Consider the following 10,676-nt stretch of genomic DNA (forward strand, 5'->3'; position numbering starts at 1 on the left):
CCCGCGTCGACGCGGGCGGTCCGACTCCACCGTCGGCGGCGCTACTGCGTGCCGTTCTCGCTTGTTCTCGCCGAGCAAACTGCGAGCCAGTCCGGAACCGCTGCTCAGGAGCAGCGGTTCCGGACCGGCCCACCCCGATCCGGAGTGGCCGCCCGACCGTCCTCGTCGACACGCTGGAATGTCAGCACTGCGGGGAGCGCACCGACCTCGCTCGCGCGGAGAAGGATCAGACCTCCCCGGCGTGGTGATCGTTGCCAACGTCTCGCACACTACCCCGGTCGCTTATGTCGGTTCTCGAAGTACCACCGTCCATGCCTGGCGCAGTGTTCCTCCGGGGCGACGACATCACGCTCCGGACCATCGAGGAAGAGGACCTGGAGTTCCTGCGAGACGGCGTCAACGACCCCGACGTGCGCGAAGGACTGACGACGGCGTTCCCCTTCAACGCCGAGCAGGAGCGCGAGTACTTCGAGGAGCGCATCTCGGACGACGACGAGATCAATCTCGCGATCTGTGAGGATAGCGAGGCGCAACGCGCCTCTGATCCGTCGAGCGGGCGGCGAGGCGGTGAAACCGCCCCGAACGAGACGGCTTCGCCGTCTCGCAACCCGCGAGACGCGGAAATCGTCGGCACCATCGGGCTCCACGACCTCGAACAGCAGGCGGGTCACTGCGAGGTCGGCATCTGGCTCGCGCCCGAGTTCCACGGTCGGGGCTACGGCACCGAGGCCTCGCGGCTGGCGACCGACTTCGCCTTCCGGGAACTCAGGATGCACCGCGTGATGGCCCGCGTGCTCGCCACCAACCCGGCGTCGGCCCGCATCTGGGAGAAGCTGGGATTCACCGAGGAGGGCGTCCACCGCGACGAGGCGTTCACCGGCGGGGAGTACGTCGATATACGGTACTTCGCCGTGCTCGAAGACGAGTGGCGTAGCGAGTGACGCCGACACCGTTCTCCGTAATTTGCAGGCAAGCCCGGGTTATTTAATCCGCGGGCGACAACCCGCCCTACATGCTCGTCGAACGCGTGCTCGCGCTGACGACCACGGTGGTCCTCGCGGGCACGTTTCCCCTCGCGGTCGTCGCGGCGGTCGGGTTCCGCGACGCCCCGTTCGGGTCGGTGTTGCGGCCGTTCCCGGTCGTCATCCTCGCTTTCGTGGCGATGAAGGCCCCGACGGCCGTGGACGCCGACCTCCCGGACGCGTACTTCCTCGTCGCATCGCTGGTGGCGACCGCAGGGGTGCTCGTATCGGCCGCGTACGCGCTCGTCCTGCTCACCGAACGGAGGAAACTATGAGCGACTCCGTCTCGTTTTTCTTCCTGGTCCAGACTGGGACGCTGGTCGTCGCCAGCGTCCTGCTCGCGTATCCGGTGGTGGCGTACGCCCGAAACGTCGCGTACACGCGCGGGCTCGTCCTGCTCTCGGCCGCGTTCGTCGCCCTCACCGCCACGTACGTCGCGACGTTCTACTTCCACGCGTCGGTCGTTTCGGCGGCGCTTGACCTGCTCGCTGCCAGTCTCGCGGCGCTGGGCACGTGGCAGTTCGCCCGGCCGTTCGTTCGCTTCGGCGGCGAGGTGGAGGTAGCTGACCCGGAGACCGAATCGACCGCGACTCAGGGAGCATCTGGAGGGTTCGAGAGTGCCGGCGACGACTGATCCCTCGGACCTCTCGGTCGCTCCAGGCGAGCAGACGCTCATCTCGGTGCCGTCGATGGGGTCGCCGCTCGGCTACCTGCCCGACGATGCCTTCGACAACCTGCTGGTGATCTCGGCGACCGCCTCGCCCGAGAAGGTCGAGTCGCTGGTCGAGCGCCGCGGCGGCGACCCGCGGACGGTCGGCGTGGTCCCCGTCACCGGATCGCCGGGCGAGTACGACGGGCCGCTCTGGACCACCGACCCCGTGGACCCGAGCGACCTGACGGGCATCAGCATCCGGGTCTCGACCGCGATGGAGTACGTCTCCTCGGACGGCTGGGTCGTCTTCGACAACGTGAACGTCCTGCTGATGTACGGCCGGACCGAGCAGGTGTATCGACTCCTCGACTCGGTGGCCTCGGGCGTCCGGAACAGGGAGGCTCGCGGAGCCTACTGCACGGTCCGGGAAGCGATCACGGACGAGACGTACTCCCGGCTCGCGGAACTGTTCGACGCGACCACGTCGGTCGAATAGCTCAGAGAGACGACCCCGCTCGAATAGTTCATCGGTCGCGAACCATGATTTTCGACCCGCTGTGTGAGAAATCCAGTAGGGTAAAATTAATACAGCGCGGTTCCTAAAGCCTACTCAGAAATGAACCGACGAACCTTTCTCGCAGTTGGCGCGGCCTCCATCTCCGCGACCGCGGGCTGCCTCGGCGGTGGCGGCGGTGGCGGCGGTGACGGTGACGGTGAACTGGCGGTCACGCCCGAGGACGGGAACGTGGACGGCTACCCGCCGGAGTTCGACGACCAGCCCGACGAGAAGAAGGTCGACACGAGTTCGTTCGGAACGACCAAACAAAACGGCGTTCAGGTCCCGCTCGCGCCGCTCGACGTGGCCCACTACTGGTACAAGCGTGGTGAGGCCCGGTTCGTCGACGCCCGGTCGCTACAGGGGTATCAGGCCTCGCACGTGTACGGAGCGGTGCTGAGTCAGGCCGACCCGGGCATCCGGGCCGACGCCGACCCCGTGGTCGAGTGGCCTAAGGAGGACCGCATCGTCTGTTACTGCGGCTGTCCCCACCACCTCTCGTCGATGCGGGCGTCCCAGCTCATGAACAACGGCTTCGAGAACGTCTACGTCATCGACGAGGGGTTCTGGGAGTGGCACGACGCGGGCTACCCGATGCGAGGCAACGACGTCTCCGCCAAGCCCGAAAGCTGGGTCATCCGGGGCGAGGCCCCCGCGGCATCGACCGGCGCGAACGCGTGGGCGCGACACCATCCGAGCGGCCAGATGGAGTCGACCGACATCCGCGACGACGGCAACTACGAACTCCACGTGAAGTTCCACGAGGTCGCCCCCGACTCCACGGTCGAGGTCGAGACGCCCCAGTACACCGTCGAGGGCACGCTGAAGGACCTCGCTTCCGGGACCGTGCAGGGGTAGCTTCGTCGGGAACCCAGTTCTCGAAAATAGCAGTCAGTTGTCCGGTCGGTCGGCGGGTCGGTCGCTTTCTCACGTCGCGATCAGCCGTTCCTCGTCGATGGGGTCCGCGACGTCGCCCATGACCGACTCCAGCGCGTCGGTCACGGTGACCATGCCGACCACCTCGCCGTCCTCGACGACCAGCGCGAGCTCCTGACTCTCGGTCTGGAACTGGTCGATGGCGTCGCTCACGTCCGCGTCGGGCGAGAGCGTCATCGGGGGCGCGGCCAACTCGCCGAAATCGAGGTCGCCGGACGCCAACTCTTCGCGACGCCGGACGAGGATGGGCGTGTACACGATGCCCCGGAAGTCGGTGAGTTCCTCGCCGACCAGCGGGTAACGCGTGTGGGGGCTGTCCTCCATTCGCCGAAGGTTCTCTCCGGGGTCGACCGCGGTCGACAGCGCGACGATCTCCTCCGGTGGAACCATCACCTCGCGGACCGACCGCTCGCCGATCCGGAGGGCGTTCATCACCTCCTCGCGGCGCTCGTCGGGCAGGTCGCCACGGTCGAGTACGCTACCGAGCCGGTTCCGGAGGTCGGCTCGCGACTCGATGGCGTCCTCCTCGGTTTCGAGCCACGCGCCGGTCATCTCGATGCCGAACAGCGCGAGCGTCTGCTTGGCGACCCAGTCGCCGAGCCTGATGAGCGGTGAGATGGCCCAGTTGAACCAGTACAGTGGGGTCGCGCCGTACCGACACACCATCCGGGAGCGCTCGACGCCCAGATACGTCGGGGTCTGCTCGCCGTGGGTCAGGTGGACGAGGTTGATGATGAGGAAGGCGATGATGGCTCCGGACCCGACCGAGGCCAACACGGTGTTGGCGAACAGCGGCTCGAAGATGGCCGCCAGCGCGGGTTCGGCCACGATACCGACCGCGATGCTCGACGCGGTGATGCCGACCTGACACGTCGTGAGGTAGATCTCGAGGTTGTTGGTCATCTCCCACGCGCGCTCCAGCGCGGGGTCGCCTCCGACGAACTCCGCCTCGGTGAACTGCCGGGCGCGGGTCAACCCGAACTCGATCGCCACGAAGAACCCGTTCGCCAGTATCAATGCGACTCCGGCCACGAGTCGGATACCGACTTCGAGAGAGTTCATCCACCGTGGACGTATCGTCGTCGAACAGAAATGTGTGTGTTGATTTATCGAAAAATCGAGTGGTGTGTTTCCAGACACCGGTCCACGGACAGGTCTAACGCGACGGAGTCACCGCTAATAACGGATCACGTCGAAATCTCCCCTTACGAACCCGGTCAGGCGACCGGCCCGGCGTCTGGTTCGGAGCCGGACTCGACCACGATCTCTCCTTGGCCGCGGACGGTGATCTCGCAGCCGGCGTACGTGAACGACACCTGTCTCACGCGGTCGGAAGACCACTCCGAACGGAACAGCGCGTCGAGCGCGTCCGGGTTGACCGCGCGATGCAACGGCGGATCGAGCTCTATCGGCGACACCCCCAGAGCATCTGCGACCGCCTCGACGACGACCGTACTGACGTTTCGGTCACCCTCGAAGGCGGCTCGGGACACTGTCATCCTTGGTGACTGAGGACGCGACAGTCTAAAAGGTAACGAGCAAGGCCGATTTTGTAGGTATGGCACTGCTGACGATGTTTTCGGGCGGTTTCGACGCCGCGTGACACTTTCGGGCCCTGCTGCCGGAATCGCGTCCTTTAAGCCGCTTCTGTTAGTACTATTCTAACAACAGCACCTGATCCATGTTCCGACAGCCACTCCCGCGGAGGGTCGTCGCGTGAAACTGAGCGACCTATTCGCGGTCGTCACCGACCACAGCCGCCTCGTCATCGTAGTCATGCTCTTGCTGACCGCACTGCTCGGTGTGGGTGCGCAGGGGCTCGAACAGAGTTCGTCGCTCGGCCAGTTCGAGGGCGACAGCACGGCCGCCGACAAACAAAGCTACATCGAGAACAACTTCAGAGCCGACCAACAGAACGGCACGACGGTTCAGCTCATCGTCCGCGACGACAACGTGCTCTCGAAGGACGCGCTGATAGAGTCACTCGACCTCCAACAGGCGCTCCGGGACAACGAGACGATAAACGAGTCGCTCATGGACGGGACGCCCACGTCCGGCATCTCGAACGTCGTCGGCATCGCCGCCATCCAGCAGGACCGGGCCGCCGAGCTTCGAGAGCGAGCCAGCGAACTCGAGGAGCGCAACCAGTCGCTCCAGCAGGACAGCGCCGAACTCGAACGGCGGAGCGCCGAGCTCAATCGGACGGCCGCCGGGCTGAGCGACGCGCTCAACCGGACGCGAGAGCTCCAGGCGGAGTACGACCGCCTCAACGGCTCGTACGCGGCGGGCGAGGTGAACGACTCGGCGTACGCCCAGCGGTCGACCGAAATCGAGGAGCAGCTTCGGACGGTCCAAACGGCTGCTACCGCGAACCTGACCGACGAGCAGGCGTCGACGTTCACCGAGGCCAATCGGCAAGTGCGCGGATTGCAGGCCCAACTGAATCAGCTCAACGCGTCGCTCCGAGCGGGCGAGATAAACCAGTCGACCTACCGCGAGCAGGCCGGCGAGATACAGGCACAGTTCGGGGAGGTGTACAAGTTCGGCACGCAGGGCGTGCTGGCCGACGAGTACGAGGAGCTCGAAGCCCGCGGCCAGGAACTGGCCGAGCGGGGCGAACAGCTTCGAACGGACGGCGAGCGACTACAGGAGCGCCAACAGGAGCTTCGGAACGCGTCCCGACCGTCGCTGGTCGACCAGCGCGAGCAGTTGGCGTCGATGAACGAATCCGCGGTCGAATCCGTGGTCGAGCAGGTCTTGAGCGAGAGCGACGACGGCGAGTCGAACGGGGTGTTCTCGTTCATGCCCCAGAGCTACGAGCCAGGTAGCACCAAATCCAACGCCACGATGCTCGTCGTTCTCCAGCGCGGCGGCGGTGGCTCCGGAATGGAGGGGATGGGATCGTCGAACCTCGTCGAGTCCCAGAAGGCAATCCAGAGCGTCGCGCAGTCGTCGGCCGACGCCGAGGTACTGGTGTTCGGTCTTGGCATCATGAGCGACGAGATCGAGCAGTCGATGACTGACAGCCTCGGCGTGGTCGGACCGATGGCGCTGTTGTTCGTCGTCGTCACGCTGGTCATCGCCTACCGGGACCTCCTCGACATCCTGCTGGGCGTGTTTGGTATCCTCGTGGTGCTGATCTGGACGTTCGGCGCGATGGGGTGGCTCGACATCGCGTTCAACCAGATCTTCGTCGCGGTACCGGTGTTGCTCATCGGGCTCTCCATCGACTACGCCATCCACGTGTTCATGCGCTACCGGGAACAGCGGCAGGAGACCGGGGGCGACGTCAGAACCGGGATGTCGGTCGCGCTCGCCAGCGTCGGCATCGCGCTCATCTGGGTGACCGCCACCACGGTCATCGGTTTCCTCTCGAATCTGGTGAGCCCGATTCCGCCGATTCAGGAGTTCGGCACCGTGAGCGCCATCGGCATCACGACGGCCCTGCTGGTGTTCGGCGGGCTGATTCCGGCGCTCAAGGTCGAGATCGACGGCTTCCTCGAATCGCGGGGCTTCGACCGGCAGAAGCGTGCGTTCGGCACCGGCGGCGGCGCGCTCGGTTCGATGCTGTCGGCCGGCGCGGTCGCGGCCCGGAAAGCACCCATCCTCGTGTTAGTGCTGACGCTCGTCGTCTCGGCCGGCGGCGCGTACGGCGCGACGCAGGTCGACACCAGTTTCCAACAGGAGGACTTCCTCGCGGACGACCCGCCGGCGTGGATGGACAACCTGCCCGAACCGATCCGACCGGGTGAGTACACCACGAAGGCAAACCTCGACTACGTCAACCAGCACTTCGTCCGCGAGGACTCGCAGGCTCAGATACTCGTCGAGGGCTCGGTTGCGACGCCGGAGGCGCTCGACCAACTCGACGCCGCCACCGACCGCGCCGCCGAGAAGAACGTGACCGTGGTCCTCTCGAACGGCGAGGCCCAGATTCGGAGCCCGCTCTCGGTGATGAAGCAGGTCGCGGCGCAGAACGAGTCGTTCAACCAGACGTTCGCTGCCGCGGACACCGACGGCGACGGCGTGCCCGACGAGAACGTCACCGGCGTCTACGACGAACTCTACCGGACCGCGCCCGACGAGGCCAAAGGCGTCGTCAACCGCGAGGACGGCGAGTACCGGGCCGTCCGGATGGTCGTCTCCGTGGCGGGTGGCGCGTCGTCGTCCGACGTCACCGAGCAACTGCGCGACGTGGCGACCGTCTTCGACGGCGAGGAACTCGAAGCGACCGCGACCGGTCAGCCCATCGTGTTCGAGATCGTCCAACAGCAACTGCTCGACACGGTCATCGAGAGCCTACTCATCACGCTCGCGGCGACGTTCGCGTTCCTGATGATCGCCTATCGTCTGACCCACGGTAGCGCGCTGCTCGGCGCGGTCACCCTGCTCCCGGTGGCGTTCAGCGTGTCGTGGATCCTCGGCACGATGTACCTGCTCGGGATGCCGTTCAACGTCATGACGGGGATGATCACCAGCCTCACCGTGGGGATGGGCGTGGCGTACAGCATCCACCTCAGCGAGCGCTACAACGTCGAGCTCGGGCGCCAGGACACCATCTGGTCGGCCATGCGGACGAGCGTAACGGGAACCGGCGGCGCACTGCTCGGCAGCGCGGCGACCACGGTTGGCGGGTTCGGCGTACTCGGGTTCGCCATCCTGCCGGCGCTCCAGCAGTTCGGCATCATCACCGGACTGACCATCATCTACGCGTTCCTCGCGAGCGTGCTGGTCCTGCCGAGCCTGCTCGTGCTGTGGACGCGCTACCTCGGGCCGGGCGAGGCCAGCGCCGCCGAACCCAGCCCCGCAGTCGCCAACGGCGGCGCTGACGCCGGCACTGACGGCGGCTCCGGCAGTGGTGGCTCTGCCGGCACCGGCTCGAGTGCGGGCGACGCGAGCGGCTCGTCCGCCGACCGCCCCGCGGACTGGGAGTTCGGCACAGACGTGCACGACCCCGGCGATCGAACCGCGGGCGAGCGCCGCCGCGACGACCGACCGGAGGACGAGTGATGGACGAGGACGACGCCATCGAGGCGCTCGAGACGCTGGGGCTGTCGAACTACGAGGCGAAGGTGTTCGCCGCACTCCAGGAACTCGGCACCGGCACCGCGCGCGACGTGCATCGCTTGACAGACGTGCCGCGCTCGCAGGTGTACGGCGCGGCCGAGTCCCTGCAACACCGGGGCCTGCTCGAAGTCCAGCAGTCCAAGCCCATCCAGTACCGACCGGTCAGTCTCGACGCGGCCGAGTCGCACCTCCGCGGGGAGTTCGAGCGCACCCAGCGTCGGGCGTTCGAGTACCTCGAAACCGCACGCCAGCGCCGAGGAGACGCCGACGAGGAGCGCGAGGACATCTGGACGGTCCACGGCCGGACGAGCATCGACGGCCGCATCGAGCAGTTGGTCGAGGAGGCCGAGCGCCGCGTGGTGTTCGCCGCGGGCGACGACGACGAACCGCTCGACGACGCCATCTCCGACCTCCTGCGCGAGCGGGCCGAATCGGGCGTCGAGGTGCTCGTTATCGCCGACGACAAGTCGTTCGACGCCCGATTCGCCGACAGCGAGGTGACCGTCGTGCAGCTTCCGCCTGACCATCCCAAGGACGAGCCGCCGGTCGGCCGGGTGGTCGTGGTCGACGGCGAGACGGTGCTGTTGAGCGTCCGCGACGAGCGCGACGACCCCGAACTCGACGACGAGACCGCGATCTGGTCGTCTCGGACCGGCATCGCCGCGGTGCTCATCCAACTCGTCGACGGTGGCCTCGGCAACGCGGTGTCGGTGTGAGGTGGGCGAGCGCGGACTTCGAGAGACCGAAATGTTCAGAACGACGGCACGCCTCGCTCTCGGTATGACGCGAACCGTCGACGACCTCAGAAACGAGATCCGGCGAGCGGTGGGTCGGTACGAGCGCGTCGAATCGACAGCGTTCACCAAGGAGGCGCTGGCGGCCATCTGCGACGAAGTGGGCCACGACGTGGGCGCGAACAGACTCCCGCCCAAATCCGAGATGCGGGCGGCCATCCTCCGGCAGATCGACGACGCACCCGAGAACACCGACCGAGCCTTCCGGAAAGCGGAACTCGAAACCGTCGCGGCTGCGGTCGGCGACGGGTAGCGGCCGGAACTCTCCTCGAAAGTCGGTCCCGGTTTCTACAACTGACCAGTTCCATCACACACCGTACCGTTTTCCCGGCCGCCATCGTACGACCGGCCATGTCGTGGTACGCCGTCGACGCGCTGGAGGAGGCGCTCGACGCGACGAAGGCGATGTTGACCCCGCTCGACGCGAGCCAGTGGCTTCGGCTCGCGCTCGTCGTCTTCTTCCTCGGGAGCACTGCAGGCAGTCCCTCGGCGACCGGCGGGGGTCCGACCGTCGGCCCGTCGATGGATCGGCCGGGCGGAGTGGGCGGGCCGGACGGGCCAGTCGGTCAACCGGACGGCGGATTCGTGCTGCCGGATTGGCTTGCGGACCCGCTCGGTTCCGGCGGTGAGCTGATGGCCGACGTTTCGTCCGACCTGCTGGCGCTCGCCGCGCTCGCGGTCGGCGTCGCGCTCGTGGTCGGGCTGGCGTACGCGTTCGTCGGCTCGGTGATGGAGTTCGTGTTCGTGGAGTCGCTCCGGCGCGAGCGGGTCCGCATCCGGCGGTACGGCGACCAGCACCTCTGGCAGGCCGTCCGGCTGTTCGCGTTCCGGGTAGTGCTCGGGCTGGTGGTGACCCTCCCGATACTCGGCGGCGTGATAGCGGCCGTCTCCGTGGCGACTGGGAGTCCAACCGTTTCGGTCGGCCTTCTCGTGGTCCTCGTGCCGCTGTTCGTGCTCCTCGGGCTCGTCGTCGCCGCGATCGACACGTTCACCACCAGCTTCGTGGTGCCGGTGATGATCCGGACGAACCTCGGCGTGCTCCCGGCGTGGCGGCGCTTCTGGCCCACGCTGACCGGCGAGTGGAAGCAGTACGGCGTCTACGTCCTCGTTCGCTTCGGCCTCGCCGTTGCGGCCGGCCTGCTCGCCTCGGTCGTCGGGAGCGTCGTCGGCGCGGTCATCGCCGCCCCGCTGGCGGTCGTCGGCGTGCTCGTGCTGCCCGCGTTCGGGGGACCGGCCGCGCTGCTCTCGAACCCGGTCACGCTGGCGCTCGCGGTGGCCGTGGTGCTCGCGTACCTCGCGGCGCTGACCGCTGCAGTCGCGGTCGCGTTCGTCCCGATCCGGACCTACCTCCGGTACCACGCGCTGCTCGTGCTCGGTGACACCGAACCGCAGTTCGACCTGATCCCCGACCGTCGGCGGGAGATCCGCGGTTGGGAGTGACCGGTCGGGGTCGCGATAGTGTCGGCTACAGCTTCGAGTTCAACTCTAGGCCGACGACCGCGTCGTCGAGCGGTTCACCGTCCTTCCGAACGCTGACGACCGGCGCGTCGGTCAGTCGTAGCCACTCGTCGTCGCCGTCGCCCGAGAGCGTGACCGTCTCCACCGTCGAGTTGTCAGCGCGCGAGCGACCGTCGCGACGGTCGCTCGCG

12 protein-coding genes are annotated in these 10,676 nt (G+C 67.0%); 9 read left to right on the forward strand and 3 right to left on the reverse strand.

What is annotated here, in order from left to right:
* Nucleotides 1–311: 311 nt before the first annotated feature.
* The 5 genes from DPQ64_RS17925 to DPQ64_RS17945 all read left to right on the forward strand — a co-directional run bounded on the left by DPQ64_RS17925 (nucleotide 312) and on the right by DPQ64_RS17945 (nucleotide 3,088).
* Nucleotides 312–941, forward strand: a complete 630-nt coding sequence (locus tag DPQ64_RS17925) for a GNAT family N-acetyltransferase (RefSeq protein WP_115865662.1) — start codon at nucleotides 312–314, stop codon at nucleotides 939–941.
* Between the two features lie 71 nt (nucleotides 942–1,012).
* Entirely contained in the window at nucleotides 1,013–1,297 is a 285-nt protein-coding gene (locus tag DPQ64_RS17930; RefSeq protein WP_115865663.1) for a hypothetical protein, read from the forward strand.
* Complete coding sequence (locus DPQ64_RS17935; protein ID WP_115865664.1) at nucleotides 1,294–1,656, forward strand: hypothetical protein; 363 nt, start codon at nucleotides 1,294–1,296, stop codon at nucleotides 1,654–1,656. Before DPQ64_RS17930 ends, DPQ64_RS17935 begins: the two co-directional genes overlap by 4 nt.
* On the forward strand, nucleotides 1,640–2,170 hold the full coding sequence (locus DPQ64_RS17940; RefSeq protein WP_115865665.1) for a DUF7504 family protein: 531 nt from the start codon (nucleotides 1,640–1,642) through the stop codon (nucleotides 2,168–2,170). The genes DPQ64_RS17935 and DPQ64_RS17940 overlap by 17 nt, the downstream gene beginning before the upstream one ends.
* Nucleotides 2,171–2,290: 120 nt before the next feature.
* Nucleotides 2,291–3,088, forward strand: a complete 798-nt coding sequence (locus DPQ64_RS17945) for a rhodanese-like domain-containing protein (protein WP_115865666.1) — start codon at nucleotides 2,291–2,293, stop codon at nucleotides 3,086–3,088.
* A 69-nt stretch (nucleotides 3,089–3,157) separates the two neighbouring features.
* Here DPQ64_RS17945 and DPQ64_RS17950 read toward each other — a convergent pair whose 3' ends face one another.
* Both DPQ64_RS17950 and DPQ64_RS17955 read right to left on the reverse strand, forming a co-directional pair.
* Nucleotides 3,158–4,228 carry a CNNM domain-containing protein gene (locus DPQ64_RS17950; protein WP_115865667.1) on the reverse strand — a complete coding sequence of 357 codons (1,071 nt, stop codon included), beginning with the start codon at nucleotides 4,226–4,228 and terminating at the stop codon, nucleotides 3,158–3,160.
* 155 nt (nucleotides 4,229–4,383) lie between these two features.
* Nucleotides 4,384–4,665: a HalOD1 output domain-containing protein gene (locus DPQ64_RS17955; RefSeq protein ID WP_115865668.1), complete on the reverse strand. Its 282-nt coding sequence runs from the start codon at nucleotides 4,663–4,665 to the stop codon at nucleotides 4,384–4,386.
* A 277-nt stretch (nucleotides 4,666–4,942) separates the two neighbouring features.
* On the opposite strand from DPQ64_RS17955, the gene DPQ64_RS17960 reads away from it, so the two are divergent.
* From DPQ64_RS17960 to DPQ64_RS17975, 4 genes are all read left to right on the forward strand, one after another.
* The gene (locus DPQ64_RS17960; RefSeq protein WP_115865672.1) at nucleotides 4,943–8,176 is read left to right on the forward strand and encodes an MMPL family transporter; all 3,234 of its coding nucleotides are present in this window, start codon (nucleotides 4,943–4,945) and stop codon (nucleotides 8,174–8,176) included.
* Nucleotides 8,176–8,949 carry a TrmB family transcriptional regulator gene (locus tag DPQ64_RS17965; RefSeq protein WP_115865669.1) on the forward strand — a complete coding sequence of 258 codons (774 nt, stop codon included), beginning with the start codon at nucleotides 8,176–8,178 and terminating at the stop codon, nucleotides 8,947–8,949. The genes DPQ64_RS17960 and DPQ64_RS17965 overlap by 1 nt, the downstream gene beginning before the upstream one ends.
* A gap of 64 nt (nucleotides 8,950–9,013) precedes the next feature.
* A complete protein-coding gene (locus DPQ64_RS17970; protein WP_115865670.1) occupies nucleotides 9,014–9,280 on the forward strand; it encodes a hypothetical protein in 267 nt (88 codons plus the stop codon).
* A gap of 98 nt (nucleotides 9,281–9,378) precedes the next feature.
* Entirely contained in the window at nucleotides 9,379–10,467 is a 1,089-nt protein-coding gene (locus tag DPQ64_RS17975) for a DUF7544 domain-containing protein (RefSeq protein ID WP_115865671.1), read from the forward strand.
* Between the two features lie 25 nt (nucleotides 10,468–10,492).
* Here DPQ64_RS17975 and DPQ64_RS17980 read toward each other — a convergent pair.
* Nucleotides 10,493–10,676: hypothetical protein (locus DPQ64_RS17980; protein ID WP_157971779.1), on the reverse strand; the 184-nt coding region annotated here is incomplete at its 5' end.

Source organism: Halorussus litoreus, from assembly GCF_003382685.1.
Lineage (GTDB): Archaea > Halobacteriota > Halobacteria > Halobacteriales > Haladaptataceae > Halorussus > Halorussus litoreus.

What these genes read in the sequence shown, in the direction of transcription:
- DPQ64_RS17975 (WP_115865671.1), top strand. Translation starts at nt 9,379, where the DNA reads ATGTCGTGGTACGCCGTCGACGCGCTGGAGGAGGCGCTCGACGCGACG.
- DPQ64_RS17925 (WP_115865662.1), top strand. Translation starts at nt 312, where the DNA reads ATGCCTGGCGCAGTGTTCCTCCGGGGCGACGACATCACGCTCCGGACC.
- DPQ64_RS17970 (WP_115865670.1), top strand. Translation starts at nt 9,014, where the DNA reads ATGACGCGAACCGTCGACGACCTCAGAAACGAGATCCGGCGAGCGGTG.
- DPQ64_RS17960 (WP_115865672.1), top strand. Translation starts at nt 4,943, where the DNA reads ATGCTCTTGCTGACCGCACTGCTCGGTGTGGGTGCGCAGGGGCTCGAA.
- DPQ64_RS17950 (WP_115865667.1), bottom strand. Translation starts at nt 4,228, where the DNA reads ATGAACTCTCTCGAAGTCGGTATCCGACTCGTGGCCGGAGTCGCATTG.
- DPQ64_RS17930 (WP_115865663.1), top strand. Translation starts at nt 1,013, where the DNA reads ATGCTCGTCGAACGCGTGCTCGCGCTGACGACCACGGTGGTCCTCGCG.
- DPQ64_RS17935 (WP_115865664.1), top strand. Translation starts at nt 1,294, where the DNA reads ATGAGCGACTCCGTCTCGTTTTTCTTCCTGGTCCAGACTGGGACGCTG.
- DPQ64_RS17965 (WP_115865669.1), top strand. Translation starts at nt 8,176, where the DNA reads ATGGACGAGGACGACGCCATCGAGGCGCTCGAGACGCTGGGGCTGTCG.
- DPQ64_RS17945 (WP_115865666.1), top strand. Translation starts at nt 2,291, where the DNA reads ATGAACCGACGAACCTTTCTCGCAGTTGGCGCGGCCTCCATCTCCGCG.
- DPQ64_RS17955 (WP_115865668.1), bottom strand. Translation starts at nt 4,665, where the DNA reads ATGACAGTGTCCCGAGCCGCCTTCGAGGGTGACCGAAACGTCAGTACG.